This window comes from Isoptericola sp. NPDC057391 (genome assembly GCF_042668085.1).
GTDB lineage: Bacteria > Actinomycetota > Actinomycetes > Actinomycetales > Cellulomonadaceae > Isoptericola.
This window is the reverse complement of sequence record NZ_JBHVBO010000022.1, coordinates 15,698-42,390: the sequence shown is the minus strand read 5'-3', so window position 1 is coordinate 42,390 and position 26,693 is coordinate 15,698. Positions and strand designations below refer to the sequence as shown.

Here is a 26,693-nt window from a genome sequence, read left to right as displayed (position 1 = left end):
GCACAGGCCGCGCCGGGACCGAACGCCCGAGGACGACGGCGCGGGACCGCGGGCGGCGCGGCCCCTGCTCCGTCGACTTCGAACATGTGTTCGAGAGTAGCGGTCCCGACCGGACTCCACAAGGGGGAACGCCCGCCCGGGCGGTCGACGGTGGGTGCCACGGCGGACGACGGCGCGCAGGTTCCCGTGCGCGGGGGACGGGGTTCCCCCGCACGGGGGAAGCCCCCCACCACCCGCGGGCGCGAGCGTGGGAGCACACCCACCACCGACCGGAGGCAGCACGATGACCAGCACGTCCGTCCCCAGAGAAGTCCCCCGGCGCGGCGCCGGCACCGATCACGGCACCGCACCCGGCACCCCTGAGGCGCCGCCGCCGGACCGCCGGCTCGCGGTCGCCGCGCTCGTCACGTCCGCCGCCACCGCCGCCCTGCTCGGGTTCCTCGCCGCGCGGCCCGGCGTCGACCCGTTCCGCGAGGACGGGAACTCGCTCGGGCACGCGCTCCTGCCTGGCCTGCCGCTCACCTGGCTGCTGCTCGCCGTGGCGCTGTTCGGCGCCGCCACCGCCGCCGTCGTGCTCGCGACCCGGCAGCAGCCGCAGCGTGCCGTGGTGCCGGTCGCCGTCGTCGAGGTGCTCGCGTTCGGGCTGCTCGCCCAGGGGTCGGGGACGCTCAGCGTCGCCGGCTACCTCGTCGCCCTGTCGGTCCCGGTCCTCGCCGTCTGGGCGGGGGTGCAGGTGTTCCGCACCCACCCCGCCTGGCGTGTCCCGGTGGTGCTCTCGGCCGCGGCCGCCGTCGTCGGCGTCATCGTCGCCGGCGACGCCTTCAGCACCTGGCTCGGCGGCGTCGCGGCGGGGTTCGCACGGGAACGGTGGGGTCTGCTCTCCGTGCTGCTTCCGCTCGCGACGGCGTCGGCCTGGGCCGGGCTGGCCCTCGTGGCGGCCTGGCGGCGCGGGTCCCTGCGCCGGGCCACGGCCTGGGTGACACGACACCGCACGCTGTTCACGGTCGTCGCGGCTCTCGGTCCCCTGCCGTACGCCCTCGTCCGGCTCACCTGGCTCACCCCGTGGCCGGCGTTCGCGGGCCCCGCGGAGGAGCTGACCCTCCCGGTCCGCATCCAGGGCCTGTCCCTCTCGAGCGGCGCCTGGCTCGGCATCGTCCTCACGCTCGGGCTGATCCTGCCGTGGGGCGAGCGGCTGCCGCGCTGGTTCGGCCGCCGCGCGGGACGACCGGTGCCGCCGGCCGCCGCCATCGTGCCGGGCGGGATCGTCGCCGTCATGCTCTGCGGTGCTGCCGTCCCCATGATCGTGATGATGGGGTGGACCGCGGCCCTGTACTTCCCCGCGTGGTTCTGGGGCCCCGCGCTCGCCCTCGCCGTCTGGGGCTACGCCGGGCACCGGTACGGCGTCAGCTCGCCAGAGCCGTCTCCGCCCGCCCCCGCAGCTCGTCGCTGAGGCGCACCTCGCCGGCGTCGTGGGCCACCAGCAGGGCCTTCGCGACGTCGGCGAGCTCGGGCGCCCCGTCGAGCCGGTTCTGCGCCCCGAACCAGTCCGCGACGGTCACCCCGTGGGCGGGCCGGTGCACCACCTCGACGGCGTCGCCCGCGCCGAGGTCGCCGTTCTCGACGACGCGCAGGTACGCGCCGGTCCGGTTCGCCTCGGTGAACCGGCGCACCCAGCGCGGGGGTGAGCCGAGGCGGCGGGCGAACGTCTGGCAGGGGACGCGGGGCTGCGTCACCTCGAGGAGGGTCGAGCCCGCGCGCCACTGCTCGCCGATCACGGCACGGCTCACCTCGAGCCCGCGGGTGCGCAGGTTCTCCCCGAACAGCCCGGGCGTCACCTCGTACCCCAGCTCGGCGCCCCACACGTCAGCGTCCTCCTGGGAGTAGGCGTACACCGCCTGGTCCAGGCCGCCGTGGTCCTTGCGGTCCGCCTGCACGTCGGCGTACAGCCCGTACGGGCGGGCCTTGACCCGTCCCTCGACGGGACGCTTGTCGATGGCGGTGACGCCCACCGTCCCGGCGTCGGGCAGGAGGGCGTGCACGCGGCAGACGGCGAGGAGCTCGGACACGGCAGCATCCTCTCAGGTCACCTACCGTGGTCCCGTGAGCGAGCGCACCGAACTTCCCCATGTCGTGGTCGTCGGCGGAGGGTTCGGTGGCCTCGCCGTCGTCAAGGCGCTCGCCAAGGCGCCCGTGCGCGTCACGCTCGTCGAGCGGCGCGTGTACAACACGTTCCAGCCGCTGCTGTACCAGGTCGCCACCGGCGGGCTGAACCCGGGCGACGTCACCTACTGGCTGCGCGGGCTGCGGCTCAAGCAGAAGAACCTGCGGGTGCTGCACGAGCACCTGGTCGGCATCGACCACGACGCCCGACGGATCCGCCTCGCCAACGACGAGACGATCGGGTTCGACCACCTGGTGCTCGCCAACGGCGTCACCGTGAACTTCTTCGACACCCCGGGCGCCAAGGAGAACGCGTTCGGGATGTACTCGCGGTCGCAGGCGCTGAAGATCCGCGACCAGCTCTTCATCCGCCTGGAGAACTCGGCGTTCACGCCCGAGACGGACGACGGCCTGCGCGTCGTCGTGGTGGGCGGCGGTGCCACCGGGGTCGAGGTCGCGGGGGCGCTCGCGGAGCTGCGCACCGCCGGGCTCGCGCCCGCCTACCCCGAGATCCACGGCGACGCGTTCGAGATCACGGTCGTGCAGCGCGGCGCCGAGCTGCTCAAGTCGTTCCACCCCAGCCTGCGCGAGTACGCCGCGAAGGAGCTGGAGCACCGCGGCGTGAAGCTCCACCTGGGGGCCGGCGTCGCGGAGGTGCTGCCCGACGCCGTCGTGCTCACCGACGGCACCCGCCTCCGCGCCGACCTCACCGTGTGGTCCGCGGGCGTCGGCCCGCACCCCGAGGTGGACGACTGGGACCTGCCACGCCGCAAGGGCGGGCGCATCGCCGTCGGCCCGGACCTCCAGGTCGAGGGGCGGCCGGGGGTCTTCGCGATCGGCGACATCGCCGAGACGCCGGACTGGCTGCCGCAGCTCGCCCAGCCCGCCATCCAGGGCGGGCAGCAGGTGGCGCGCAACATCCTCGCGCTGCTCGCGGGCCGGGCCACCGAGCCGCTGAGCTACCACGACAAGGGCACGATGGCGGTGATCGGGCGCCGCGCCGCGATCGCCGAGATCACCCTGCCGGTGACGTCGAAGATGCTGCGGCTCACGGGCGGGCTCGCCTGGTTGGTGTGGCTGTTCGTGCACATCATGTCGCTGGTCGGGCCGCGCAACCGCGTCACGACGCTCGCCGGGCTGGTCACCCGGTACGGCTTCCCGTTCCACCGCCGGCCCATCCCGATCGTCGGCGACGTGCCGACGGTGCGGCCGGACAAGTCCGGCGGCTGAGCACACGCCGTCCGCACAAGGAGGAGGATCGAGAGCAGGACGGGCAGCAGGGCCGGAAGGAGCCGTCGACGGTGGACCGGGACAAGGTCAAGCGGGTGGTGTTCGCCCGACACAGCAACCCGTGGAGCATGTGGACGAGGTGGGCGAGCACACCGCTGATGCTCGTCCCGGTGTGGCGACGCAGCCGGCGCGACGCCATGCTGGTCGGCCTGTGGATGGCCGTCAACCCGGTGGTGTTCCGCGAGCCCGCGCACGACCGAGCATGGGCGACCCGGGCGGCTCTCGGGGAGGAGCGATGGATCGCCGAACGGCCGATGGACTCCGCGATGGCCGTCAACGTCGCCGCGACCGCCGCGCTGCTGGTCGCGATGGTCGCCGCCCATCGGCGCCGTGCAGTACCGGCCGCAGCAGCGACAGCACTCGAGATGGGGCTGCTGATGGCGTACTGGGAACTGATGGCCCGCTACTACGACCGCAACTCCAGATCGGCGAACGGCCGGTCGTCGACCGGCTCGACGAGCGTCAGGCCCGGGCCCTCCGTACCCGGCGCGTGACGGCGTAGACCGCCAGGATCACGACGACCAGCCCGCCGGTGGCGACGAGCTGGGCGCGCGCCGCCGGGTCGGACAGCATGAGTCCGGCCAGCGCGACCAGCGCCGCCAGCGTCACCCAGGTGAGGTACGGGTAGCCCCACATGCGCAGCCGCATCGGCTCGCCGGAGCGCGCGGCGTCGGCCTCGAGGCGCGGCCGCAGCCGCAGCTGGGAGATCGTGATGAGCAGCCACACGACGAACAGCGCGGAGCCGACGGCGTTGAGCAGGATCGTGAGGATCTGCGCGGGCAGCAGCCAGTTGAGGCCCACCGCGACGACGCCGAAGAACACGGACACGAGCACGGCCACCCACGGCACGTCGCGTCGCGAGACCCGGGTGGTGGCGGGCGGCGCGTCGTCGCGCTGGCCGAGGGAGAAGAGCATCCGGGAGGTGCCGTAGACGTTCGCGTTGAAGGCGCTGAGCAGGGCCAGCACCACGACCACCTCCATGAGCCGCGCGGCGCCGTCGAACCCGGCGAGCTGCAGCACGGAGACGAACGGGGACTCCAGCGCCGCGGCGTCGTCCCACGGGACGAGCGCGACGATGATCGCGACCGAGCCCACGTAGAACAGCAGGATCCGCCACACGATGGTGCGGGTGGCGCGGGCGACGGCGGTGCGCGGGTCGCGCGCCTCGGCGGCGGCGATCGCGACGATCTCGATGCCGCCGAACGCGAAGACGACCGTGAGCAGGCCGGCCGCGATGCCCGCCCAGCCTGCCGGGGCGAAGCCGCCGTGCGCGGCCCAGTCGCCCAGCACGCTGCCGGACACGGGGATCACTCCCACCACGATGAGGACGCCGACCACGAGGAACGCGAGGATCGCGGCCACCTTGATCGCCGCGAACCAGAACTCCGACTCGCCGAACTGCCGCACGCCCACGAGGTTGATGCCGCCGAGCACCACGACGACGACGGCCGCCACGACCCACTGCGGCACGTCCGGCCACCAGCCGCTGACGATGCCCGCGACGCCGGTCACCTCGACGCCCAGCACCATGATCAGCGTGAACCAGTACAGCCAGCCGAGCAGGAACCCGGCCCAGCGGCCGAGCGCCGCCTCCGCGTAGACCGAGAACGAGCCCGACGCGGGCAGCGCCGACGCCATCTCCGCGAGCATCCGCATCACGAGGACGACGAGCGCGCCCGCGATGGCGTAGCTGACCAGGACGGCGGGTCCCGCCGTCGCGACGCCGACGCCGGCGCCGAGGAACAGGCCCGCCCCGATCGCGGAGCCGAGCCCCATCATCGTCAGGTGGCGGGTGCGCAGGCCGTGCGCGAGCTGGGCGTCGCGCGCCGTCGTGCCGGGATCCGTGGGGGTGCTCACGGCCGACCACGCTAACCCGCCCTCGCGACTTGTCAGGGCCAGGTCCACGGATACGCGCGCGTGACCCTGACAACTCCCAGCACCGGGAGTTGTCAGGGCCAGGACCACGGGAACATGCTCCTGGCCCTGACAACTCGCGGGGCGGGGCGCTACTTCGTCGCGACGTCCCGACGGCGGAAGCCGACGAACGCCAGCACGAACAGCGCCAGGGCGACGGCGCACAGCCCGCCGACGTGCCCCCAGTCGACGTCGCCGGTGAACGAGTCCGGCACCCACCAGAACGGCGAGACGCGGCGGGCCCAGTCCGGCAGGTCGAACAGGTCGGCGAACATCTCGACCACGAGGGTGTAGCCGAAGACGAGCCACACCAGCGCGGTGGCCCGGGGCACCCACGCGTACAACGCCGCGGCCAGGCCCACCAGCACCAGCAGCGCCGGCAGGTAGAGCAGCCCGGCCTCGGCGATCGCGCCGAACGACGGCTCGTGGACGCCGGACGCCGCGGCGCCCGCGGCGAGCGCGAGGATGCCCGTGATCATGACGACGGCCGTGCCGACCGCGCTGACCACGAGCGTCGCGCCCAGCCAGCGGCCGCGGGAGACCGGGGTCGCCAGGGCGTACTCGGCGCGCCCGGCCTCCTCCTCCGACTTCGCCCGCAGCGTCGCGACCAGGCCGAACGCCGCCGCGCCCAGCGCCGCGTACAGCACGATGATGCCGAGGAACGCCTTCTCCAGGTCGCCCTCGCCCAGCAGCGCGGAGTACACCGGGTTCTCCCGCAGGGACTCGGTCATCGAGGGGATCTGGGCGATCACCGTGCCGGTCGCGAGCCACATGAGGCCCAGGCCGAGCGCCGTCCACAGCAGGGCCATGCGCTGCTGCCCCCACACGACGGCGGCGGGCGAGCGGAGGCCCGGGCGGGCGTCGGCCGGCCCCCGGCGGTCGGGGACGAGGCCGCCGCCGAAGTCGCGTCGCGACGCGAGCGCCGACGCGACGACCAGCAGCAGCACGATCGCCACCACACCGATGGCGGCGGGCCACCAACGCAGGTCGACGTACGCGCGCATCTGCTGCGCCCACGCGATCGGGGAGAGCCACGAGACCCAGCTGCCGTGGACCTCCTGCATGTCGCCGATGGTGCGCAGCGTGAACGCCGCCCCGAGCACGGCCATCGACAGGCCGGTGGCGCCCCGCGAGTGCTCGGTCACCTGCGCGGCCACGAGCGCGACCGCACCGAACGTCATCGCGCTCACGCCGATGCCGAGCGTCATGGCGAGCGAGTCGACGGCGGGCAGGTCGTTGGAGACGAGGACGCCGGTGGACAGCAGCGCGACCACGACGTTGACCGCCAGGACGACGATCGCCGCGGCGACGACGGCCGCGTGCCGGCCGACCGCGGCCGCGCGCACCAGCTCGGACCGGCTGGACTCCTCCTCCGCCCGGGTGTGCCGCACCACCTGGAGGATGCTCATCACCGCGAGCGCGAGCACGACCCACAGGACCAGCTCGTTCGCGACGGCCGCGCCGACCGTGTAGTCGTCGGTGCCGTAGCCCGGGCCGGTCATCGCGACCATCGCCGGCGACTGGACCAGTGCGGCCCTCGCCTGCAGGCCGGCCGGGTCGTCGGCCATGAGCACGTACTCCGGCAGCGCGCCCAGGTAGAGCAGCGGGATGCCGAGGCTCCACGCGATCAGGCGCACGCGGTCGCGGCGCAGGATGAGCCGCACCAGGCTCCAGGTGCCGGTGAGCGTGGTGCCGCCGCGCGCCGGGGCCGGCGCGAGCGGGGGCGCGGCGGTGACGGCGCTCATCGCGCACCCGCCTTGCCCCGGGCGCCCTGGGCGGGCACGCCGTCGGCGGCGAGCTCGTCGCCGTAGTGCCGCATGAACAGCTCTTCCAGCGACGGCGGCTGCGCGGTGAACGAGTGCACGCCGAGGGCGGACACGGCGGGCAGCACGCGCCCCATCTCGGAGTTGTCGACGTCGAACGTGACGCGGATGCCGGCGTCGCTCGTCGTCGTGGCGAGGTCGTGCACGCCCGCCATCGCGGCGATCGACGAGGGGTCGCCGTCGACGACGGCGGTGACGGCGGAGCGCGTGAGGTGGCGCAGGTCGTCGAGCGTGCCGGACTCCACGGCCCGGCCGTTGCGGATGATCGTCACGGTGTCGCAGACCTTCTCGACCTCGGACAGGATGTGGCTCGACAGCAGCACGGAGGTGCCGGCGGCCTTGGCCTCGCGCACGTGCTCGGTGAACACGGCCTCCATGAGGGGGTCGAGGCCCGAGGTCGGCTCGTCGAGCACGAGCAGGTCGACCTGGGAGACGAACGCCGCGACGAGCGCGACCTTCTGGCGGTTGCCCTTGGAGTACGTGCGGGCCTTCTTGGTGGGGTCGAGCTCGAACCGCTCGAGCAGCTCGGCCTTGCGCTTCTTGTCGGGCTTGCCGCGCAGGCGGGCGAGGTAGTCGATGGCCTCGCCGCCCGTGAGGTTCGGCCACAGCGAGACGTCGCCGGGCACGTACGCCAGCCGGCGGTGCAGCGCGACGGCGTCGCGCCACGGGTCGCCGCCGAGCAGGCGGGCACTGCCGGAGTCGGTCCGCAGCAGGCCGAGCAGCACGCGGATGGTGGTGGACTTCCCGGCGCCGTTGGGGCCGAGGAAGCCGGCCACCTGGCCGGCGGCGACGGTCAGGTCCAGCCCGTCGAGGGCCTGGACGGAGCCGAAGGACTTGCGCAGGTCGTGGATCTCGACCGCGGGCGCGGTCGCGGCGCGCGACCGGGTGGTGGATGCAGCCGTGGTGGTCATGGTTCCTCTTCGTCGTGGTGGGGGGTTCCGGCGGTGGGGGCCTGCGCCCTGCCCGGCGGGTCCGGCACGTACAGGAGGTAGTCGTCGAGCATGCGACGGGTGGTGAGGAAGCCCTCGGTGAACAGCTCGAGCATCGGCAGGTACAGCTCGCTCATGAAGCGGCGCATAGCCGCGGTGACGTCCTCGGCGTCCTGCGGCGGGTCGAGCGTGACGGAGAGCAGCATCGCGCCGAGCGCCGAGTAGACGAGGTAGCGCACCCGCGCCGACTCGTCCCGGCTGGGCCGCACGACGCCGTCGCGGACCGCCTCGGCGGTGTACACCTCGGCGTCCGCGATCATGTGCTCGGTGAACTCGCGGCCCACCGCGCCGCCGGCCTGCAGCGACCGCAGCACGTAGCCCACGAGCGGCGCGTACTGGTCCGCCGCCGCGAGCACCTGCAGCAGGTTGCCGCCCGCGGCTCGCCCGATGGAGTCGCGCTTGACCTCCCGGATCCACGCGAGCACGTACTCGTCGCACGCCGTGTGCAGCGTGTCCTTGGACCCGAAGTGGTGGATGACGAGCGCCGGGCTCACCCCGGCGTCGGAGGCGATCGACCGGACGGACGCCCCGAACCCGGACCGGGCGAACCGGCGCATCGCGACGTCGAGGATCCGGCCGCGGGTGCTGCCGTCGGACGCCGGCACGAGCGGCCCGCGGGCCGCTGTCGGGTCGGTCGTCGGCTCCTCGGGAGCGGCATCGACTGAACGCATGTTCAACAGACTAAACACGTGTTCAGTAGCGGTGCAAGACCCGCCGCGGCGGCGATCACGGCAGGATCGACCCGTGACCGAGCTCGCGCGCCGCCTCACCACCACCGACGCCGTCGTGATCGGCCTGTCGTCGATGATCGGGGCCGGCGTCTTCGCCGCCTTCTCCCCCGCCGCCGCGGCCGTGCTGCCCGCCGGCACGGGCGCCGCGCTGCTCGTCGCCCTCGCCGTCGCGGCCGTCGTCGCGTACGGCAACGCGACGTCGTCCGCGCAGCTCGCCGCGCAGTACCCGGCCTCGGGCGGCACGTACGTGTACGGGCGCGAGCGGCTCGGCCCGTGGTGGGGGTTCCTCGCCGGGTGGGGGTTCGTCATCGGCAAGACGGCGAGCTGCGCGGCGATGGCGTTGACCTTCGCCGCCTACGCCGCCCCGCCCGGGTGGGAACGACCCGTGGCGGCGCTCGCCGTCGTCGCGCTGGCGGCCGTCAACTATCGCGGCGTCACGCGCACCGCCCGGCTGGCCCGGTGGATCGTCGTCGTGGTGCTGCTCGCGCTGGCGGTGACCGTCGCCGTGGCCCTCGCCGGCGGCCCGGCGGACGCCCCCGGCCCGACGGCGACGCTGGTCGCGACGACCCCGACCGGCGCCGGCACGGTGCTCTACGGCGTGCTCCAGGCCGCGGGCCTGCTGTTCTTCGCGTTCGCCGGGTACGCCCGCGTCGCGACGCTCGGCGAGGAGGTGCGCGACCCGGCCCACACCATCCCCCGCGCGATCGTCGGGGCCCTGGGCGGCGCCGTCGTGGTCTACGCGGTCGTGGCGGTCACGCTGCTCGCGGCGCTCGGGCTCGCGGGGACGGCGGCCGCGCCCGCACCCCTGGCCGCCGCGGTCGCCGGGGTGCCGTGGGCCGGCGTCGTCGTGCGCGTCGGCGCGGCTGCCGCGTCGCTCGGCGCGCTGCTCGCCCTCGTCGCCGGCGTGGGCCGGACGACGCTGGCCATGGCGCGCGAGGACGACCTGCCGCGGCCCCTCGCCGCCGTGCACCCCCGGTTCAGCGTGCCGCACCGGGCCGAGGTGGCCGTCGCCGTCGTCGTGGTCGCGCTGGTGCTCACGGTGGACCTGCGGGGCGCGATCGGCTTCTCCTCGTTCGGCGTGCTCGCGTACTACGCGGTGGCCAACCTCGCCGCGTGGACCCAGACCGGCCCGCACCGCCGGTACCCGCGGGCGCTGCAGGCCGTGGGCCTGGTCGGGTGCGTGGTGCTGTGCGCGACGCTGCCGCCGGCCGCGGTGCTCGCGGGAGCCGGGGTGCTCGCCGTCGGGCTGCTCGTGCGGTGGGTGCGCGTGTCACGATGACCCGGTGCGCCTCTGGTCCCTCGCCCCCGACTACCTCGACCGGCAGGGCCTGACCGCCTGCTGGCGCGAGGCGCTGCTCGCCCAGGCGGTGCTCGCCGGGCGGACGAAGGGCTACCGCAACCACCCGCAGCTCGTCCGCTTCCGCGCGACGCCCGACCCGCTGGCTGCGGTCGGCGCGTACCTCGCCGCCGTCGCCGACGAGGCCACCGACCGCGGGTACTCCTACGACCGCGGCCGGATCCTCGACGCTCCCGGCGACGGCCGCCCGCCCGTGCCACGGATCGCGGTGACCGACGGTCAGCTCGAGGTCGAGCGCGCGCACCTCCTGGCGAAGCTCCACGTGCGCACGCCGGAGCGCGCGGGGGCGCTCGCGGACGCCGACGTCGTGCGAACCCACCCGCTGTTCACGACCGTCCCCGGGCCGCGCGAGGACTGGGAGCGGGCCTGACCGGAACGGGCCCGGCCAGCCGTCAGAGCCAGCCGAGGCTGACGGCGATGAGCAGCTGCGTCACCAGGAAGCCGGTGACGAGGTTGAGCCACAGGAACCTCCGCCAGCCGGCGTGGGCCTCCTCGCAGCGGGCGTCGGGCAGGTTCCGGAACGGCGCGACGCTCACCACGTACGGCACGACGAGGACGGCCGCGAGCGCCGCGGGCCAGCCCGCCAGGAGCAGCACGACGCCGGCCGCGGCGTAGGCCGCCATCGCCCCGCGCACGGTGCGCGCCGCGCCGAGCCACGTGGCCACCGAGCCGATCCCGGCGGCGCGGTCCGCCTCGACGTCCTGCACGGCGCCGAACGCCTGCGACGCCATGCCCCACAGGAAGAACGCCCCCAGCACGGCGACCACGGGGCCGGTGAGGGAGCCGCCCGCCAGCGCCAGGCCGAAGGCGGCGGGGCTGACGAAGTGGGTCGCGGACGTCGCCGAGTCCAGCACCGGGCGTTCCTTGAACCGCAGGCCCGGCGCGGAGTACGCGACGACGGCGAAGACGCTCACGGCGAGCACCGCGGTGGAGGCGGTATCCCCGACGAGGACCAGATACGCGAGGAACGGGAGGTTGCTCACGACGGCGGCGCGCACCGTGAGGCGGTGCCACCGCCGCGACAGCACCACGCCCTCGATACCGCCCTTGCGGGGGTTGCGCAGGTCCGACTCGTAGTCCCAGACGTCGTTCAGCCCGTACATCAGCAGGTTGTACGGGACAAGGAAGTACAGCGTGCCCACGACGAGCTCGGCGACGCCGACCCGTCCGGCCCCGCCCGCCAGCAGGTACGCCGCCGCGAACGGGTACGCGGTGTTGATCCAGCTCACCGGGCGCGACGAGCCGACCACCTGGCGCAGCGCGGCCGCGCGCCCCACCGCCTGACCTCCTGCCACAGGCGCCGTCATGACCTGGGCTCCTCTGTGACGCCGGGCTCGTCGCCGTCCGCCAGCGCCCACAGCGCGGGCAGCAGCAGCGCCGCGACGACGGGCCACGCAAGGTCCTCGACGGGCGTGAGCCACAGCCGCACGCCCAGGAGCGCCGCGTCGTCGTACCGGAACAGGTCGGCGGCGATCATCAGGCTGTCGAAGAGGACGGTGAGCGCCACGAGGACGACGGCGGCGAGCGCCGTCGCCGCCCAATACGGCGCGCCGAGGCGCCGCACCCGTGCCGCGACCAGCGCGACGACGAGCGCGACCGCGACCGCGACGATCCCCAGCCCGGCGTACGTCATCGCGCCTCCCGGGTGGTGCGTCGCCGGGCGAGGGCACGCCGCAGGAGCCCGTGCAGCAGCAGCGTGAACCAGCAGAAGAACAGGACGAAGAACAGCTCCTCCAGCGGCAGGTGCGGGGCGAGCTCGACGCCGGTCATGGCGGCGCCGCCGCGCGAGTAGAAGCCCTCGGCGATCGCCACGAGGTCCCAGGCCAGGAACACCAGGGCGCCGACGGCGAGGACGGCGGCGCCGCGGCCGGGACGCGCCGACCAGAGGACGAGTCGGGCGCGCCGGTCCACGAGGGCCATCGAGGCCAGCGCGCCCAGCAGCAGCGCGAGGTAGACGAAGGAGGTCCAGTGCAGGGCGATCACTCCCGGGAGGCGAGGGCCGGACGATTCTCGTCGAACGGGTCGGGCGACGGCTCGGGCAGCGGGTCGGCGGTGGTGTCGCCCCGCAGCCGCTTCACGGCGAGCTCCGCGCTGATGAGGCACATCGGCAGCCCGACGCCGGGGATGGTCGAACCTCCGGCGTGCAGCAGCCCCGCGACGCGCCGGGACCGGTTGCCGGCCCGGAACATCGCGCTCTGACGGAGGGTGTGCGCCGGACCGAGCATGCCACCCGACCACGACGAGAGGTCTGCCGCGAAGTCCCCCGGGCCCACGGTGCGCCGCACCACCACCCGCTCGCGCAGGTCGGGCACGTCCGCCCACGCGGCGACGCGGTCGATCGCGGCGTCGGCGATCGCCTCGACGGCGGCGTCGCCCGCGCCGTCCTCGCCGCCGCGCCCGAGGCCGGGGTCGGCGGGGACGGGGACGAGCAGGAACAGGTTCTCGTGCCCAGGAGGCGCCACGGTCGGGTCGGTGCGGGACGGCGCGCACACGTACAGCGAGGCCGGGTCGGGCACGCGCCCCTCGGCGATGGCGCCGAAGTTCTCCTCCCAGTCGGCGGTGAAGAACAGCGAGTGGTGGGCGAGCTGCGGCACCCGCCCCCGCACGCCGAGCATCACCAGGACGCCGCCGGGGCCGGGGTCGCGCCGGTCCCACCACGCGGGCGCCCGGTCGCGCAGGTCGGGCGGCAGCAGATCCTGCTCCACGTGGTGCAGGTCGGCCGCGGCGACGACGACGTCCGCGGGTGCGTGCTGCTCCCGGCCGGCGTCGTCCACCCAGCGCACCCCCGTCACCGCGGCCCGGGGACGGCGGGGTCCAGGGACGGAGGGTCCGGACCGAGCCGACCCCGGGCGGGCCCCGACGGCCGTGGTCGTGATCGCGGTCGCGCGGGCGCGGGTGCGCAGGGTGACGCCTGCGCCCACCGCGAGCCCGGCGACCGCGTCCACCACGCGCGCGAATCCCCGCTGGGGATAACGCACGCCGCCGTCGAGATCGAGGGCGCTCATGAGGTGGTACAGGCTCGGCGCCCGGTCCGGCGACGAGCCGAGGAAGACCGCGGGGTATCCCAGCACCTGGCGCAGCCGCACGTCCCGGAAGCGCGCGGCGACCCGGGAGCCGAGCGACCGGCCGAGCAGCGGCCCGAGCCGGTGCAGCCGCGAGACGACGTCCCGGTGCGCGAACGGCCGCCATGAGGCGAACGTCGTGTACAGGAAGCGCCGCAGCGCCAGGTCGTACGTGTCGTGCGCGGAGTCCAGGTAGCGGTCCAGCCGCGCTCCCGCGCCGGGTTCGACGGCCTCGAACGCCGCGACGTTGGCGGCCCGGTCGGGGGAAATCTCCAGCGGGTCAGGTCGCTCGTCGGCGTCACCGCGGCCCTCGAAGAACACGCGGTAGGCCGGGTCGAGGCCGACGAGGTCCAGCTCGCGGTCGGCGCTCGAGCCCATCAGCCGGAACCAGTGGTCGAAGACCTCGGGCATGAGGTACCACGACGGGCCGGTGTCGAAGCGGAAGCCGTCGCGCTCCCACGAGCCGGCGCGCCCGCCCGGGGCGTCGTGCCGCTCGAGCAGCTCCACGTCGTGCCCGTCGCGCGCGAGCAGCCCCGCCGTCGCCAGCCCGGCGACGCCGCCCCCCACCACCACCACCCTCATCGCAACATCTCCCCCGCAAGGGCCCCGGCCACGAGCCGCGCCTTGACCGGACCGGGGACCCTCACCCGCTCCCGGCGGATCGTGGCGGCCGGGGTGGCCGCCAGCCGGCGGGAGAGCTCGGCGAACAGATCGTGCGCCACCCGTACGGCGACGCGCGAGCTGCGCGGCAGGTCGTCGATCGCGACGCGCGCGGCGGCCAGGTCGCCGTCGATGTCGGCGAGCAGCCGGTCGCGGTCGGCGTCGCCGAACGCGTCCACGTCGAGGCCCGGGAAGTACGACCGCCCGCGCAGGTCCACGTCCTCGGCCAGGTCGCGCAGGAAGTTGACCTTCTGGAACGCCGCGCCGAGCCGGGCCGCGCCGGGGGCCAGGCGCTCGTACGCGGCGTCGTCGCCCGCCAGGAACACCCGCAGGCACATCAGCCCGACCACCTCGGCCGACCCGTGCACGTACGCGGCGAAGCCGGCCTCGTCGTGGGCGGTGACGGTGAGGTCGGTCCGCATCGACGCGAAGAACGGCGCCACCAGGTCGTCCCCGATGCCGAACCGGCGTGCCGTGCGCGCGAACGCGTGCACCACGAGGTTGCTGCTGCGCCCGCGCCCGCGCGCCCGCGCCACCTCGTGCTCGAGCTCGTCCAGCAGCTCACGGCTCTCGGCGACGGAGAGCCCGGGCCGCGGGTCATCGACGATCTCGTCGGCCACCCGCACGAGCGCGTACACGCCGCGCACATGGGCGCGCACGTCGTCGCCGAGCAGGCGGCACGCCCAGCCGAACGACGTCGAGTAGGCGCGGACCACCACCGCGGCGCTGCGCGCGGCCACGGCGTCGTACACCGGGTCGACGACGACGGCATCAGCCTCGGGGACGGAGAGGGCGCCGGCCGCGCCGTCGGGCACCGTCGCGGCGCTCATGCGGCGCTCGGCTCGCGAGGGAGGCGGGCGCCCGCGACGGCCTCCGCCAGCGCGCCCAGGCCGAGGTCGTGTCCCACGACGACGGCGTCCCGCTCGAGGTTCGCGGCTAGCGTCTCGACGGCGGCGCGCGCGCCGCAGGCCTCCAGGAGCTCGCGGGCCCACTGCAGCGCGGCGTCCCCGGCGTCGGGGTCGCCGAGCAGCGTGCTCAGCTCGCCCCACGCCGCCGTCCCGTGCGCGAGGGCGATCAGCGGGGTGCACTTACCCTCCCGCAGGTCCGACGCGTTGCTCTTGCCGGTCTCGGCCGGGTCGCCGAACACGCCGTCCAGGTCGTCCCGCAGCTGGAACGCGAGCCCGAGGTCGCGGCCCAGCCGCTGGACGCCCCCGTCCAGGTCCTCCCGGCCTGCCAGGATCACCGCGGCCCGCAGGGGGAGCTGGAAGGAGTAGACCGCGGTCTTGCGCTCGGCGGTCCGCAGCGTCTCGTCGAGGTCGGCGCACCCCCCGAGGCTGAGGCGGACGTCCGCGAGCTCGCCGTCCGCGGTGAGGTGCATGGCCTCGTCGACGACGTCGAGGAGGCGCTCGGTGGCCGCCGGGGCCGCCCCGCAGAGCGCGACCGCCCGCACGGAGGCCGCCAGGGCGAGGTCCCCGGCCAGGATGCCGGCGGCGGCGCCGTAGCCCTGCGCCTGCCGCGTGCTCGCCCCGGACTCCAGGGCCTGCGCGGCGTGCATCCCGGCCGCGTTCGGGCGCCCGCGGCGCGTGTCCGCGCCGTCGATCACGTCGTCGTGGGCGAGGAACGCGTGGTGGAGGAGCTCGAGGGCTGCGGCCACGCGGAGTGCGACGTCGCGCGGCTCGGGCGGCGCCACCCCGGCGAGGGCGTCGTACGCGTCGAGCAGGATCCGCGGGCGCAACCGCTTGCCCCCGCGGCTCGTGCCGCGCACGGCATCCCAGAGCCGGGTGCCGTCCTGGCGTTCCCCGTCGTCGAGCAGCCGCTGGAGCGCCCCTTCGACGACGAGGTCGACCGGGTCGTCCCCGCGGTGCGACGCACGATGCACGGCACCCACCTCCTTGCTCGGCCGGTCACTGGTCGACATGTTACTAGTTTGGCATCTCACTCGCCTAGCAAGATACTAGCCACGTCCCAGACGACTAGGATGAGCGCGTGACCCAGGCACCCACAGGGGGCTCCTACTGGTTCGGGGAGTCGGACGCGGAGGCCCGCAGCCTCCTCGAGGCGCTGCGGACGTTCCGGCGCGCGGACGAGGCCATGCGACGACGCGCCGGCCGAGACATGAAGATGAACCTCACCGACCTCCGCGCGCTCCAGCACGTCATCGCCTGCGAGGGCCGCGGCGAGCCGGCGACGCCGCGCGGACTCGCCGAGTACCTGACGATCTCCACCGCCTCGACCACCAAGCTGCTCGACCGCCTGGTCGCGTCCGGCCATCTCGAGCGGCGCCCGCACCCGTCGGACCGCCGCTCGGTCGTCGTCATCGCCTCCGACGCGGCGCACGCCGAGGTGCGCGAGCGGCTCGCACCGGTCCACGCCCGCATGCTCGAGATCGCCCGGGCCGTACCGGCGCGCTCCCGCCCGGCCGTGCGGGACTTCCTGCTGGCCATGGCGACGGAGGCCGAGCGGGAGTCCGACCACGCCGCGGGGACGGTGGCCGGCGACGCGCCCGCCTGACGTCCCGCTACGCGCGGGGCGCCGCCCAGCCCGCGGTGCGCAGCTCCCGCACCTGCTCGACCATCCACGGGCTGACCGCCCAGGGCGCCAGGTCGGCGAGCGCCGAGGCGTCGCCCGGGCGCACCCACCGCCAGTCCATGACCTCGTCCGGGTTCGGCACCGGGTCACGGTCCACCGTCGCGAGGAGCACCGGGCAGATCTCGTTCTCGACGACGCCGCCCGCGTCCACGGCGCGGTAGCGGAACGAGGGGAGCGCGGGCTCGCCGTCGGTCGTGACGTCCAGGCCCAGCTCGTGCCGGCCGTGCCGCAGGACGGCCTGGCCCAGCGACTCCCCCTGGCGCGGGTGCCCGCAGAACGAGTTGGTCCAGACCCCCGGCCACGTCCGCTTCGACAGCGCGCGCCGCGTGAGCAAGAGCCCGCCGTCCGGGCGGAACAGGTAGCAGGAGAACCCGAGGTGCAGCGGGGTGTCGCGGGTGTGCACGGTCGCGCGGGGCGCGACCCCGAGCGGCGCGCCATCGTCGTCGAGCAGGATCACGTGGTCCTCGACCTGGTCGGTCATGCCGCCGACCTCGTGACCGCTCGCACGGCCCGCACGCGCAGCACCACCGCCGCGCCGAGCACCACCACCGCCGCAGCGACGGCGCTGGCCGCGGCGGGCGCCGACGCCGGCGCCCCCTGGGAGCGCGCGACGGCCACCCAGACCAGGCCCCAGGCGATCGCCGCCGCGACGGCGATCCGCCCGTGCCCGCGCACGGCGAGGGCGACGCCGATCGCCGCGACCACCGCGAGGATCGCCACGGCCCACCAGTCCGCGGCCACGGCCCCGCCGTCGAACCCCGCGGCCGCGAGCGCCGCCGCCACGTTCGCGACCGTCGCCACGCAGACCCAGCCCAGGTAGAGGCCGAGCGTGCCGTCCACGAGCACGCGCTCGAGGACGCCGCTCGGCGGGGTCCGCACCAGGATCAGGAAGGTCCGGGCGAGCAGCACGAGGAGCACCGCGATCACCACGACGCTCCACCACAGCGCCCCCGCCTGGACGACGAGGATCCAGGCGGCGTTGAGGAGCATCGTCGCCGCGACCGGGAGCCGCAGCCGGCGCTGCCGGTCGTCGCGGGCGCGCGCGGGGAGCCACTGGAACACCGTGTAACCCGCGAGGCCGAGGTAGATGACGGTCCAGATCGAGAACGCGGGGGATGCCGGCGCCACGAGGGTCGCGTCCGCGGCGAGCGCGCCGCCCGCCGCATCCGCGATCCGCGTGCCGCCGAAGACCCCGACGCCGATCATCGAGCCCACGACGCACACCAGCAGGCTCACGGTCACCACGACCTGCTGCAGCCGCGGGGCGGGTCTCGCGTCGGTCATCGGTCCCCCTCGGTCGTCGGACGACGCCGCGGACGAGTGTCCGCGGCACCCCTCCACCCTGCCATCGCTCGGGAGATATTGCTAGCCTGGCTAGCGACCTGGCCACGATCCGGCCCCGACCGTCACCGGAGGAGGACGCCCGTGACGTCCGACGCGCCGCTCGTCCTCGTCACCGGGGCGACGGGATACATCGGCGGGCGGCTCGTGCCCGAGCTGCTCGCCGCCGGGTACCGCGTCCGCGTGCTCGCCCGCCACCCGGAGCGCCTCGCCGCCCGCACGTGGGCCGCCGACGTCGACGTCGTGGCCGGCGACGCCCAGGAGCGCGTCGACCTGCGCCGCGCACTGGACGGCGTCGACGTCGCGTACTACCTCATCCACGCGCTCGGCGCGGGCTCCGGCTTCGCCGACACCGACCGCCGCACGGCCGAAGGGTTCGCGCAGGCGGCCGCCGAGGCCGGGCTGCGCCGCGTCGTCTACCTGGGCGGCCTCTCCCCCGACACCGCCGATCTGTCGCCGCACCTCCGCTCCCGCCGGGAGGTGGAGGAGATCCTGCTCGACGGCGAGGTCCCGACCGTCGCGCTGCGGGCCGCGGTGATCCTCGGCTCCGGCAGCGCGTCGTTCGAGATGATGCGCTACCTCACCGAGCGGCTGCCGGTCATGGTCGCCCCGCGTTGGATCGACAACCGCATCCAGCCGATCGCCGTCCGCGACGTGCTGCGCTACCTCGTCGGGGCCGCGGAGATCCCCGACGACGTCAGCCGGGGCTTCGACATCGGCGGCCCGGACGTGCTGACGTACCGCCGGATGATGCAGCGCTACGCCGCCGTCGCCGGGCTGCGGCCCCGCGTGATCCGCGCCGTGCCCGTGCTCACGCCGCGGCTCGCGAGCCTGTGGGTCGGCCTCGTCACCCCGGTGCCGCCCGCGATCGCACGCCCGCTCGTCGGCTCGCTGGTGCACGAGGTCGTCGCCCGCGACCACGACATCGCCCAGCACGTCCCCGACCCGCCGGAGGGGCTCGTCGGGTTCGACGACGCGGTCGCGCTCGCGCTGGCGCGGATCCGCGACCTGGACGTGCGGACCAGCTGGAACTCCGCGTCCACGCGGGGCGCGCCGTCCGACCCCCTGCCCGACGACCCGGACTGGGCCGGCGGCAGCCTGCTCGTGGACGACCGGTCGCGCGAGGTGGACACGACGCCGGGGTCGCTGTGGTCGGTGATCGAGGGGATCGGCGGCGCGCACGGCTGGTACTCGTGGCGCCTCGGCTGGGTGGCCCGCGGCGTGCTGGACCGCCTCTTCGGTGGCCCCGGGCTGCGGCGCGGGCGGCGGCACCCGCACCGGCTGGAGCCGGGCGACGCGCTGGACTGGTGGCGCGTGGAGAAGGTGGTGCCGGGACGGCTCCTGCGGCTGCGCGCCGAGATGCGGCTCCCGGGGCTGGCGTGGCTGGAGCTGTCGGTCGAGGACGGGCCGGGCGAGGCCCCGGTCTTCCGGCAGCGGGCGATCTTCGCCCCGCGCGGCCTGCCCGGGCAGCTGTACTGGTGGGCGATCAGCCCGTTCCACGGGATCGTGTTCGGCGGGATGCAGCGGAACATCGCGCGTGCCGCGCACGAGCACGCGGCCGCCGAGGCGCCGCGCTGAGCGGCTCAGTGGCGAGCGCGGCGAGCGCCGAGCGGGCCGCCGAAGACCAGCGAGATGCCGAGGACGTACCCGACGTCGTACCAGTTGCCGTTGTTGTGCACCTCGTACACGGACACCGAGTCGGTGAACAGGGAGACGACGAACGTGATCGGCAGGATCATGCCCTGCCACAGCCCCCACCAGAACCCGTAGGGCCCCGCGCCGCTGATCGTCGACGTGTCGACGCCCGGGTTCGGGCCCGCGGCGCACGCGCCCAGCAGCACGAGCGCCGCGCCGACCACGACCGCCGCCGTCGCGACGCGGGCGCGGCGGTCGGCGCGTCCCTGCCTGTCCATGCCCTCACGATCGCACCGGCGCGGCGCCGCCGCCCGCGATGCGGGTGTCGGTGCCGCGCGGCAGGCTGGGCGGCATGAGCGACGACACGACGACGACGCGGGTCGCGACGCTGGACGCGGTGGTCTTCGACGCCCCCGACACGCAGGTCGCGGCCGACTTCTGGCAGCGGCTGACGGGCGCGGAGGTCGAGCAGCAGGGGTACGGCGAGGACTGGATCACGCTGAACACCCCCGACGGCTGGTCGCTCGCCTTCCAGCCCGCGCCCGACCTGGTGCCGCCGCAGTGGCCCGGGCAGGAGCACCCCCAGCAAGCCCACCTCGACCTGCGCGTCCCCGACGTCGCGGCGGCCGTGGAGCGCGCCGTCGGGCTCGGCGCCACCGTGCTGCGCGAGAACCCCGAGTGGACCACGCTGGCGGACCCGGCGGGGCACCCCTTCGACCTGTGCCACGCGCCCGACAACGAGGGCCTGACGATCATGGGCCTCACCTTCGACGTCCCGGACGCGTCGGCCGCCGCCGCGTTCTGGTCCGGCGTGCTCGGCGACCCGGTGGTCTACGACGCCGAGGGCATGGCGATGCTCGGCGGGGACCGGGCCCTGCTGTTCCAGCAGGTGGAGGGCTACTCCGCCCCGCGCTGGCCCGACCCGGCGCACCCGCAGCAGCTGCACCTCGACCTGCAGGTCGGCCCGCGGAGCCTGGACGAGGCCGAGGCGGCGGCCCTCGCCGTCGGCGCGACGCGCCTGCCCGGCGGCGAGGACACGTTCCGCGTCTTCGCCGACCCCGCCGGGCACCCGTTCTGCCTCTGTACGGGGTGAGACCTGCGCCGGCCGGACCTCAGCCCGGCAGCACCAGCGCGGGGCGGTCGGGGTGGTCCACGCGGACGACGACGTCCGCGCGCCGCTCGGGCTGCGCCTCGCGCCGGTAGCGCCCGTACGCCGCGAGCGTCCACGCGTCGTCGAGCGGGGTGTTCCGCGTCTCCGTCGCGGCCCGCAGCGCCAGGTGCACGGCGAGGTCGACGTCGAGCCCGCGGCCCATGGCGAGCGACCCGTCGAGCACGACGACGGTGCCCGGCGGCGCGGCCTCGTACCCGACGCGCGTGGAGCGTCCGGTGTCCGGGTCGCGCAGGCTCGGCAGCCAGCGGCCGCGCGTCACGACCGCACCCAGCACCTCCCGGTTGAGCCCGTCGACGTCGATCCACTCGTCCAGGAGTGCGTCGGGGTCCCGGCGCCCGCGCTCGAGGCGCAGCGACCGGGCGCGCAGGAAGTCCCGCACGCGCACCCGCGCGACGGGGCGCCCCGCCGCCCGCAGCGGCTCGACCAGCGCGCCCGCCAGCGCCTCCGGGTGGGTGGACGGGTGCCCGTCCACCAGCACGCGGACCGCAGCAGCGGCCCCTCCGTCGCGCGCGAGCACACGCTCCACGACATGTTCGATCACGCCGTCCGGGGTCACGGGCTCCACGCGCACGCCGACATGCTGCCAGGTCGAGCCATGGTCTGATGCTCGGCGCGGCAGTTCGTGCCCGGCGCGGCAGTTCGGACTGCCGCCGTGCGCCGGAAGTCCCGCGCCGAGCGTCGTCCGGCGCCGCTCAGCGCGCGTGCTCGACGCAGCGGGTGGCGGCCGGTCGCGCCTCCAGCCGCGCGGCGGGGATGGGCCGGCCGCACACCTCGCAGACGCCGTACGTCCCGGCGGCGGCGCGGTCGAGCGCGGCGAGGAGCTGGTCGCGCTCGCGCTCCGCCTCGGCCGCGAGCGCCGCCGCCTGCTGCCGCTCCCAGGCGAGCGTGGCGCCCTCGGGGTCGTGCTCGTCGTCGGCGTTGGAGTCGCGGGCCGACTCGACGATCCCGTCGACGGCGCGGCGTTGCGACGCGAGACGATCCTCCACCTCCGCGAGCCGCGCCCGCAGGCGCGCCTCCGGGTGCGCGTCATCGGTCATCCCGGCAGTCTCGCACTCACACCCGAAGTTCGTCCGGCCGTCACCGGCGGGTCATCCCGCCGGTCCCGGTCCGGCCACCCGCGCTGCCTAGCGTGCCCGCCATCCGCCCGAAGACGCCAGGAGGGTCACCATGACCGCACGCCGCCGTACCCTGCTCGCCCCGCCCGGGACGCGCACGGTCCCCGCCACGCTCGCGTTCGCCGTCGCCGCGGGGGTGTCCGTCGCCTCGTTCGGCGCGACCGTCGTCGCCCCGCCCGTCGCGGAGGCCGCAGCGCTGCCCGCCGCGCCGATGCCCGCCGCACCCCTGGCCGCCGAGCCAGGCGACGTCGTGTACGACCAGGACTTCGACGACGTCGCGGACGGTGCGCTGCCCGACGGCTGGCAGGTCGGGGCGGGCGAGTGGGCCGTCCAGGACGGCCGCCTCGTGGGCGAGCCGTCGACGATCGGGCGCGTCACGTTCGGCCCGCACCTGGAGAACTACCGCCTCGAGGCGACGGTCCGCTTCGAGGCCGTGAACAACGCGGCGCGCTGGCTCGCGCCGATCCTCGACATCGACCCCGCCGGCGGCGTGCCGTGGTGGCAGGCCGCCATGCGCTCCACGACCACGGCGAGCAACGGCATCGAGCTGGCCGAGCGGACCTCGGGGAACACGTGGAACGTGCCCTTCACGGCGTCCGCGCCGTCGGACGCCGGCGTCGGCACGGACGTGCGGATCGCGATCGAGGTGCAGGGCAACCACGCCACCTGGGTCTACGACGGCCAGGAGGTGCTGGAGGGCCGCATCGGCCGCACCGACGACGGCGTGCTCGGCTTCTCCGCCGACGGCGCGCGCGTGAGCATCGACGACGTCGTCGTCACGGAGATCGAGCCGAAGCCGGTCGTGAACGAGCCGGGCGACCTGCCCGTGACGGCCGCGCACCGCGGCTACTCCGCCGTGAACCCGGAGAACACCCTCGCCGCGTACGCCGCGGCGATGAAGACGGGCGCCGAGTACGTCGAGATCGACGTGCACACCACCGCCGACGACGTCCCCGTCGTCCTGCACGACCAGACGGTCGACCGCACCACCGACGGCACGGGCGACGTCGCGTTCCTGCAGTCGCCGTACGTCGGCTCCCTCGACGCGGGCTCGTGGTTCAGCCCCGCGTTCACCGGGGAGAAGGTGCCCACGTTCGCCCAGGTGCTCGACCTCATGGACACCGGCAGCTCCGACCTGCTGCTCGAGATCAAGGGGCCGGAGACCCGCGAGGAGGTGAACCGGACGGTCGACATGATCCTGGAGGCCGGGCTGGAGGACCGCGTGGTGCTGCAGTCGTTCGACGAGAAGGCCCTGGAGTACGCGTACGACCGGGCGCCGCAGATCCCGCTCGGCCTGCTGCGCGGCACCCTCGACGCCGACCCGGTCGCCACCGCGGAGCGCCTGCACGCCACGTACTACAACCCCTCCGGCTCGGCCCTGGCCACGCGGCCGTCCGTCGTCGAGGACCTCAACGCCGCGGGCGTCGGCGTGTTCGTGTGGACGATCGACTCCGCCGCCGACTGGACCCGGTTCACCGACCTCGGCGTCGAGGGCATGATCACCAACCGCCCGGGTGCGTTCGTCGGCTGGAAGGCCGCCCAGGAGCAAACCGACCCGGAGCCCGAGCCCGGCCCCGGCCTGCTCGCCCGGCTCGCCGCGCTCGACCTGTCCACCGGCCAGGCGCAGCAGCTGTTCTCCGCCCTCGCCCGCGAGGACTGGGACCGGCTCGAGCGCGTCGTGACGAAGCACGTCGACGGCGCCGAGCAGCGTGACGCCCTGCTCGCGGAGATCGCCGAGCTCCGCGGCTGACCGGCACCGCTCACGCCCTCTGGCCGCCGGGGTCAGAGGGCGTGGTGCGTCCAGCGGCCCGCGACGAGCGTGCCGGCGACGGCGGTGCCGCGCAGCGCGTCGGCGAGGTCGGCCGGGTCGTCGTGCGCCGCGGGCAGCGCGAGCGGGTCGGCGTCGAGCACGGCCAGGTCGGCGGGGCCGCCGACGGCGAGGTCGAGCGGCCGGCCGTCGACGGACGCCTCGAGGGCGGAGCGGACGTCGATCCGCTGCTCGGGGTGCCAGGGCGCGCGCCCGTCCCGCGACCGCGTGACGGCGGAGGCGATCGCGACCCACGGGTCGAGCGGGGCGACGGGCGCGTCGGACCCGAGGGCCAGCGTCACGCCCGCCGCCCGCAGCTCCGCCAGCGGGAACGCCCGGTCGTCACGACCCGGCCACAGCCGCTCGGTGACGTCCCGGTCGTCCATCGCGTGCTCGGGCTGCACGCTCGCGGTGACGCCCAGCGCGGCGAACCGGGCGACGTCGTCGGGACGCAGCAGCTGCGCGTGCTCCACGGAGCCGCGGGCGCCGGACGCCTCGAACGCGTCCAGGGCGAGGGAGTTCGCGCGGTCGCCGATGGCGTGGATCGCGCACCGCAGCCCGGCGGCGTGCGCGCGGGTCATGAGCGGGACGAGGTGGTCCGTCGCGATGTTGAGGATGCCGTGCGCGTCCGGCCCGGCGACGCCCGCGTACTCCTCGAAGCAGTACGCGGTGAGCGTGTTGAGCGACCCGTCGCTGATCACCTTGAGCGGGCCCTGCGTCACCAGGTCGGACCCGGCCGGGTCGCCGAGCGGGTCGCCGTGCCGCAGCCCGGCGTCCAGCACGGCGTCCAGGTGCTGCTCCCACACCCCGGCGCGCACGCGCAGCCCGTCCCAGCCGCCGGCCACCCGGCGGCGCCAGGCGGTGAGGTTGTCCGCCACCTCGAGGTCGACGACGCCGACGACGCCGCGCGCGGCCGCGGCGCGGGCCGCGTCCGCCACCAGGGCGTCGGACACCGCGTCGTCCACCGTGACGATGCGCGGGCTGGCGGGCATCCACTCCTCCTCGCGCAGCAGCCCGGTGGGGTGCTCCGCGATGCCGAGGAAGCGTAGGCCCGCCGTCGACGCCCACGCGCTGTGCAGGTCGCCGGACAGGAGCACCACGGGGACATCACCGGCGACGGCGTCGAGCACCGCTGCGGTGGGGGTGTCCGGCCACGTGGCCCACCGGAAGCCGTAGCCGACGAGCGGCGTGCCGCCGGTGGGCGGGGCGGCCAGGTCGAGGCGGTCGCGCACCAGGGCGGCGGCGTGCGCCGCGCTCGTCGCCGCCGAGACGTCGAGGCGCTGGCGCACCATCGCCCACTGCGTGAGGTGCGTGTGCGCGTCCCACAGCCCGGGGACCACCATGCGGCCGTCCACGTCGACCTGCTCGGGGAGGGTCGAGACCGGCACCGGGGCCGAGGCGCCCGCCGGCGTCACGGCGGCGATCCGGCCGCCGTCGAGCAGGATGTCGCAGCGGTCGGTGCGGCCCGCGAGGCGGGCGTTCGTCAGGAGCAGGGCGGGCACGGGCCCACCGTAGACGGCGCGCGTCGCGACGCGCTCCGGTCAGGCGCCGCCGGCGGCGTGCACGCGCAGCGCCTCGACGACGAGCGCGTGGTCGTCGGCCTGCGCCAGCCCGGACACGGTGACGACGCCGACGATCCCGACGCCCTCGACCCGCACGGGGACGGCGCCGCCGTGCGCCGCGTACTCCTGCAGCGGCAGCTGGTGCTTGGCGTTGAAGTCCTCGCCCTTCACCCGCGCGCGCAGGCCGGTGAGGTACGACGACGCGCCGAACCGCTCCACGACGCGCACCTTGCGCTGCACCCACGAGTCGTTGTCCGGCGTCGTGCCCTCGCGCGCCGCGTGGAACACCTGCTGCGGGCCCTTGCGGACGTCGACCGTCACGGCCAGGCCGCGCTCCGCGGCGAGCTCGACGAGCAGGCAGCCGAGCTGCCACGCGTCGTCGTGCGTGAAGCGGGTGAGCACGAGCTCGCGCTCCTGCTGCTCGACCTCGGCGATCCGGGCTGCGACGAACTCTGCGCTGTCTCCCACGGGCCCAGCGTGCCACGGTCTGCCCGCGGGTGCCGGTACCGTCGCCCGCGTGACCCGACTGGTGCTCGTCCACGGCCGTGACCTCGACGGACGCGACCCGGAGGCGCTGGAGGCGCAGTGGCTGGGCGCGCTCGGCGCGGGGCTCGCCGCGGCCGGGTCGCCCCTGCGGCCCACGGACGACGACGCGGCGTTCGTCTACTACGGCGACACCTTGGAGCGGCTGGTCGACGGCGGCACGCCGCCGCCGGTGACGGTGCACGCCCTGGCAGCGGACCCGGCGGCCCTGCCGCGGCTCGTGGGCGCGCTGCCCGACGGCGAGCTGCGGTTCCTGCTCGACGTGGCGCGCGAGATCCTCGCGGGCGCCCGGCACCGGCCCGACGTCGTGCCGCCCGTCGTCGCCGAGGGCGTGGTCGGCGACGCGCTGGTCGAGGCCGCCGTCGCCGCGCTGGCGCTCGTGGACCGCTACGTGCCCGGCGTGAGCGCCGCCGTCCTGCTCACGCTCACGCGCGACGTGTACGCCTACCTCCACGTCGACGCCGTCCGGCGGGAGATCGACGCGGGCCTCGTCGACGCCCTGGCCGGCGCGACGTCCGGCGACGAGCCGGTCGTCGTCGTCGCGCACTCCCTCGGCAGCGTGGTCGCGTACTCGGTGCTCGCCGGGCGGGGCCCCGGGCCGGAGGTGCCGCTGCTGCTCACCCCCGGCACGCCGCTCGGCATCCGGGCGGTCCGCGACGCGTTGGCGTCCCGTGCGCCGCTGGTGTTCCCCGCTCGGGTGGCGCGCTGGGTGAGCCCCCGCGACCCGCGCGACCTGCTCGCGCTGCACGACCTCACGCCCGCCGTCTTCCCGCTGCCGGCGGGCTCGCCGGCGATCGAGGCCCCGCGCGTGACGAACCGGGCCCCGGGCTTCCACGCGGCGGCGTACCCGCTCGACGACGGTTCCTGGGCGGGCTACCTGGCCCTGCCGGAGGTCGCCGGGCCGGTCGGCGAGGCGCTGACGTAGCGCGCGCTCGCCGTCCCGG

28 protein-coding genes are annotated in these 26,693 nt (G+C 75.5%); 10 read left to right on the top strand and 18 right to left on the bottom strand.

Annotated features, from left to right (window positions below):
* Positions 1 to 283 precede the first annotated feature (283 nt).
* Entirely contained in the window at positions 284 to 1,450 is a 1,167-nt protein-coding gene (locus ACFUVW_RS05480; RefSeq protein WP_430570342.1) for a hypothetical protein, read from the top strand.
* Here the strand turns inward: ACFUVW_RS05480 and ACFUVW_RS05475 are convergent.
* Complete coding sequence (locus tag ACFUVW_RS05475) at positions 1,404 to 2,066, bottom strand: MOSC domain-containing protein (protein ID WP_430570341.1); 663 nt, start codon at positions 2,064 to 2,066, stop codon at positions 1,404 to 1,406. The two genes, ACFUVW_RS05480 and ACFUVW_RS05475, sit on opposite strands and share 47 nt — an antisense overlap.
* 34 nt (positions 2,067 to 2,100) lie before the next feature.
* On the opposite strand from ACFUVW_RS05475, the gene ACFUVW_RS05470 reads away from it, so the two are divergent.
* Together ACFUVW_RS05470 and ACFUVW_RS05465 are read left to right on the top strand one after the other, a co-directional pair.
* Positions 2,101 to 3,390 carry an NAD(P)/FAD-dependent oxidoreductase gene (locus ACFUVW_RS05470; RefSeq protein ID WP_430570340.1) on the top strand — a complete coding sequence of 430 codons (1,290 nt, stop codon included), beginning with the start codon at positions 2,101 to 2,103 and terminating at the stop codon, positions 3,388 to 3,390.
* A gap of 71 nt (positions 3,391 to 3,461) precedes the next feature.
* Entirely contained in the window at positions 3,462 to 3,944 is a 483-nt protein-coding gene (locus tag ACFUVW_RS05465; protein WP_430570339.1) for a DUF6653 family protein, read from the top strand.
* Here the strand turns inward: ACFUVW_RS05465 and ACFUVW_RS05460 are convergent.
* From ACFUVW_RS05460 to ACFUVW_RS05445, 4 genes are all read right to left on the bottom strand, one after another.
* A complete protein-coding gene (locus tag ACFUVW_RS05460; RefSeq protein ID WP_430570338.1) occupies positions 3,913 to 5,307 on the bottom strand; it encodes an amino acid permease in 1,395 nt (464 codons plus the stop codon). The genes ACFUVW_RS05465 and ACFUVW_RS05460 overlap by 32 nt on opposite strands.
* 149 nt (positions 5,308 to 5,456) lie before the next feature.
* Positions 5,457 to 7,109 (bottom strand): ABC transporter permease, encoded by a 1,653-nt coding sequence (locus ACFUVW_RS05455; protein WP_430570337.1) that lies wholly within the window; start codon positions 7,107 to 7,109, stop codon positions 5,457 to 5,459.
* Positions 7,106 to 8,098: an ATP-binding cassette domain-containing protein gene (locus ACFUVW_RS05450; protein ID WP_430570336.1), complete on the bottom strand. Its 993-nt coding sequence runs from the start codon at positions 8,096 to 8,098 to the stop codon at positions 7,106 to 7,108. The genes ACFUVW_RS05455 and ACFUVW_RS05450 overlap by 4 nt, the downstream gene beginning before the upstream one ends.
* The gene (locus tag ACFUVW_RS05445; protein ID WP_430570335.1) at positions 8,095 to 8,847 is read right to left on the bottom strand and encodes a TetR family transcriptional regulator; all 753 of its coding nucleotides are present in this window, start codon (positions 8,845 to 8,847) and stop codon (positions 8,095 to 8,097) included. The genes ACFUVW_RS05450 and ACFUVW_RS05445 overlap by 4 nt, the downstream gene beginning before the upstream one ends.
* A gap of 73 nt (positions 8,848 to 8,920) precedes the next feature.
* On the opposite strand from ACFUVW_RS05445, the gene ACFUVW_RS05440 reads away from it, so the two are divergent.
* Entirely contained in the window at positions 8,921 to 10,186 is a 1,266-nt protein-coding gene (locus ACFUVW_RS05440; RefSeq protein ID WP_430570334.1) for an APC family permease, read from the top strand.
* Between the two features lie 4 nt (positions 10,187 to 10,190).
* Positions 10,191 to 10,634: a pyrimidine dimer DNA glycosylase/endonuclease V gene (locus tag ACFUVW_RS05435; RefSeq protein ID WP_430570333.1), complete on the top strand. Its 444-nt coding sequence runs from the start codon at positions 10,191 to 10,193 to the stop codon at positions 10,632 to 10,634.
* A 22-nt stretch (positions 10,635 to 10,656) separates the two neighbouring features.
* Here the strand turns inward: ACFUVW_RS05435 and ACFUVW_RS05430 are convergent, their stop codons facing one another.
* Genes ACFUVW_RS05430 through ACFUVW_RS05405 form a run of 6 tightly spaced genes read right to left on the bottom strand, consistent with a single transcriptional unit; the run spans position 10,657 to position 15,904 of the window.
* Positions 10,657 to 11,571, bottom strand: coding sequence for a prenyltransferase (locus tag ACFUVW_RS05430; protein ID WP_430570332.1), 915 nt, complete (start codon positions 11,569 to 11,571; stop codon positions 10,657 to 10,659).
* Positions 11,568 to 11,897 (bottom strand): lycopene cyclase domain-containing protein, encoded by a 330-nt coding sequence (locus ACFUVW_RS05425; RefSeq protein ID WP_430570331.1) that lies wholly within the window; start codon positions 11,895 to 11,897, stop codon positions 11,568 to 11,570. Before ACFUVW_RS05425 ends, ACFUVW_RS05430 begins: the two co-directional genes overlap by 4 nt.
* Positions 11,894 to 12,247 (bottom strand): lycopene cyclase domain-containing protein, encoded by a 354-nt coding sequence (locus ACFUVW_RS05420; RefSeq protein ID WP_430570330.1) that lies wholly within the window; start codon positions 12,245 to 12,247, stop codon positions 11,894 to 11,896. Before ACFUVW_RS05420 ends, ACFUVW_RS05425 begins: the two co-directional genes overlap by 4 nt.
* Positions 12,244 to 13,908, bottom strand: coding sequence for a phytoene desaturase family protein (crtI, locus tag ACFUVW_RS05415; RefSeq protein WP_430570329.1), 1,665 nt, complete (start codon positions 13,906 to 13,908; stop codon positions 12,244 to 12,246). The genes ACFUVW_RS05420 and crtI overlap by 4 nt, the downstream gene beginning before the upstream one ends.
* Positions 13,905 to 14,816 (bottom strand): phytoene/squalene synthase family protein, encoded by a 912-nt coding sequence (locus ACFUVW_RS05410; protein WP_430570328.1) that lies wholly within the window; start codon positions 14,814 to 14,816, stop codon positions 13,905 to 13,907. The genes crtI and ACFUVW_RS05410 overlap by 4 nt, the downstream gene beginning before the upstream one ends.
* Positions 14,813 to 15,904, bottom strand: coding sequence for a polyprenyl synthetase family protein (locus tag ACFUVW_RS05405; RefSeq protein ID WP_430570327.1), 1,092 nt, complete (start codon positions 15,902 to 15,904; stop codon positions 14,813 to 14,815). The genes ACFUVW_RS05410 and ACFUVW_RS05405 overlap by 4 nt, the downstream gene beginning before the upstream one ends.
* 68 nt (positions 15,905 to 15,972) lie before the next feature.
* Between ACFUVW_RS05405 and ACFUVW_RS05400 the strand changes: the two genes are divergently transcribed.
* Positions 15,973 to 16,497: a MarR family winged helix-turn-helix transcriptional regulator gene (locus ACFUVW_RS05400; protein ID WP_430570326.1), complete on the top strand. Its 525-nt coding sequence runs from the start codon at positions 15,973 to 15,975 to the stop codon at positions 16,495 to 16,497.
* A 7-nt stretch (positions 16,498 to 16,504) separates the two neighbouring features.
* Here ACFUVW_RS05400 and idi read toward each other — a convergent pair whose 3' ends face one another.
* Together idi and ACFUVW_RS05390 are read right to left on the bottom strand one after the other, a co-directional pair.
* Positions 16,505 to 17,056 (bottom strand): isopentenyl-diphosphate Delta-isomerase, encoded by a 552-nt coding sequence (gene idi, locus ACFUVW_RS05395; protein ID WP_430570325.1) that lies wholly within the window; start codon positions 17,054 to 17,056, stop codon positions 16,505 to 16,507.
* Positions 17,053 to 17,859 carry a tryptophan-rich sensory protein gene (locus ACFUVW_RS05390; RefSeq protein ID WP_430570324.1) on the bottom strand — a complete coding sequence of 269 codons (807 nt, stop codon included), beginning with the start codon at positions 17,857 to 17,859 and terminating at the stop codon, positions 17,053 to 17,055. The genes idi and ACFUVW_RS05390 overlap by 4 nt, the downstream gene beginning before the upstream one ends.
* Before the next feature lie 141 nt (positions 17,860 to 18,000).
* On the opposite strand from ACFUVW_RS05390, the gene ACFUVW_RS05385 reads away from it, so the two are divergent.
* Positions 18,001 to 19,494, top strand: coding sequence for an SDR family oxidoreductase (locus ACFUVW_RS05385; protein ID WP_430570323.1), 1,494 nt, complete (start codon positions 18,001 to 18,003; stop codon positions 19,492 to 19,494).
* 5 nt (positions 19,495 to 19,499) lie between these two features.
* On the opposite strand, the gene ACFUVW_RS05380 is transcribed toward ACFUVW_RS05385, so the two are convergent.
* Complete coding sequence (locus ACFUVW_RS05380; protein ID WP_430570322.1) at positions 19,500 to 19,829, bottom strand: hypothetical protein; 330 nt, start codon at positions 19,827 to 19,829, stop codon at positions 19,500 to 19,502.
* A 74-nt stretch (positions 19,830 to 19,903) separates the two neighbouring features.
* Between ACFUVW_RS05380 and ACFUVW_RS05375 the strand changes: the two genes are divergently transcribed.
* Entirely contained in the window at positions 19,904 to 20,644 is a 741-nt protein-coding gene (locus tag ACFUVW_RS05375) for a VOC family protein (protein ID WP_430570321.1), read from the top strand.
* A 19-nt stretch (positions 20,645 to 20,663) separates the two neighbouring features.
* Here ACFUVW_RS05375 and ACFUVW_RS05370 read toward each other — a convergent pair whose 3' ends face one another.
* Positions 20,664 to 21,293: a uridine kinase gene (locus ACFUVW_RS05370; protein ID WP_430570320.1), complete on the bottom strand. Its 630-nt coding sequence runs from the start codon at positions 21,291 to 21,293 to the stop codon at positions 20,664 to 20,666.
* A gap of 121 nt (positions 21,294 to 21,414) precedes the next feature.
* A complete protein-coding gene (locus tag ACFUVW_RS05365; protein WP_430570319.1) occupies positions 21,415 to 21,759 on the bottom strand; it encodes a TraR/DksA C4-type zinc finger protein in 345 nt (114 codons plus the stop codon).
* A 130-nt stretch (positions 21,760 to 21,889) separates the two neighbouring features.
* Between ACFUVW_RS05365 and ACFUVW_RS05360 the strand changes: the two genes are divergently transcribed.
* Entirely contained in the window at positions 21,890 to 23,587 is a 1,698-nt protein-coding gene (locus ACFUVW_RS05360) for a glycerophosphodiester phosphodiesterase (RefSeq protein WP_430570318.1), read from the top strand.
* Positions 23,588 to 23,619: 32 nt separating this feature from the next.
* On the opposite strand, the gene ACFUVW_RS05355 is transcribed toward ACFUVW_RS05360, so the two are convergent.
* Together ACFUVW_RS05355 and ACFUVW_RS05350 are read right to left on the bottom strand one after the other, a co-directional pair.
* The gene (locus ACFUVW_RS05355) at positions 23,620 to 25,146 is read right to left on the bottom strand and encodes an amidohydrolase (protein ID WP_430570317.1); all 1,527 of its coding nucleotides are present in this window, start codon (positions 25,144 to 25,146) and stop codon (positions 23,620 to 23,622) included.
* A 39-nt stretch (positions 25,147 to 25,185) separates the two neighbouring features.
* Positions 25,186 to 25,674 (bottom strand): heme-degrading domain-containing protein, encoded by a 489-nt coding sequence (locus ACFUVW_RS05350; protein ID WP_430570316.1) that lies wholly within the window; start codon positions 25,672 to 25,674, stop codon positions 25,186 to 25,188.
* 49 nt (positions 25,675 to 25,723) lie between these two features.
* Here ACFUVW_RS05350 and ACFUVW_RS05345 point away from each other — a divergent pair, with 49 nt between their 5' ends.
* Positions 25,724 to 26,674, top strand: a complete 951-nt coding sequence (locus ACFUVW_RS05345) for a hypothetical protein (RefSeq protein WP_430570315.1) — start codon at positions 25,724 to 25,726, stop codon at positions 26,672 to 26,674.
* Positions 26,675 to 26,693: the final 19 nt, after the last annotated feature.

What these genes read in the sequence shown, in the direction of transcription:
- ACFUVW_RS05480 (WP_430570342.1), top strand. Translation starts at nt 284, where the DNA reads ATGACCAGCACGTCCGTCCCCAGAGAAGTCCCCCGGCGCGGCGCCGGC.
- ACFUVW_RS05455 (WP_430570337.1), bottom strand. Translation starts at nt 7,109, where the DNA reads ATGAGCGCCGTCACCGCCGCGCCCCCGCTCGCGCCGGCCCCGGCGCGC.
- ACFUVW_RS05450 (WP_430570336.1), bottom strand. Translation starts at nt 8,098, where the DNA reads ATGACCACCACGGCTGCATCCACCACCCGGTCGCGCGCCGCGACCGCG.
- ACFUVW_RS05445 (WP_430570335.1), bottom strand. Translation starts at nt 8,847, where the DNA reads ATGCGTTCAGTCGATGCCGCTCCCGAGGAGCCGACGACCGACCCGACA.
- ACFUVW_RS05430 (WP_430570332.1), bottom strand. Translation starts at nt 11,571, where the DNA reads ATGACGGCGCCTGTGGCAGGAGGTCAGGCGGTGGGGCGCGCGGCCGCG.
- ACFUVW_RS05425 (WP_430570331.1), bottom strand. Translation starts at nt 11,897, where the DNA reads ATGACGTACGCCGGGCTGGGGATCGTCGCGGTCGCGGTCGCGCTCGTC.
- crtI (WP_430570329.1), bottom strand. Translation starts at nt 13,908, where the DNA reads ATGAGGGTGGTGGTGGTGGGGGGCGGCGTCGCCGGGCTGGCGACGGCG.
- ACFUVW_RS05410 (WP_430570328.1), bottom strand. Translation starts at nt 14,816, where the DNA reads ATGAGCGCCGCGACGGTGCCCGACGGCGCGGCCGGCGCCCTCTCCGTC.
- ACFUVW_RS05405 (WP_430570327.1), bottom strand. Translation starts at nt 15,904, where the DNA reads ATGTCGACCAGTGACCGGCCGAGCAAGGAGGTGGGTGCCGTGCATCGT.
- idi (WP_430570325.1), bottom strand. Translation starts at nt 17,056, where the DNA reads ATGACCGACCAGGTCGAGGACCACGTGATCCTGCTCGACGACGATGGC.
- ACFUVW_RS05390 (WP_430570324.1), bottom strand. Translation starts at nt 17,859, where the DNA reads ATGACCGACGCGAGACCCGCCCCGCGGCTGCAGCAGGTCGTGGTGACC.
- ACFUVW_RS05380 (WP_430570322.1), bottom strand. Translation starts at nt 19,829, where the DNA reads ATGGACAGGCAGGGACGCGCCGACCGCCGCGCCCGCGTCGCGACGGCG.
- ACFUVW_RS05375 (WP_430570321.1), top strand. Translation starts at nt 19,904, where the DNA reads ATGAGCGACGACACGACGACGACGCGGGTCGCGACGCTGGACGCGGTG.
- ACFUVW_RS05365 (WP_430570319.1), bottom strand. Translation starts at nt 21,759, where the DNA reads ATGACCGATGACGCGCACCCGGAGGCGCGCCTGCGGGCGCGGCTCGCG.
- ACFUVW_RS05360 (WP_430570318.1), top strand. Translation starts at nt 21,890, where the DNA reads ATGACCGCACGCCGCCGTACCCTGCTCGCCCCGCCCGGGACGCGCACG.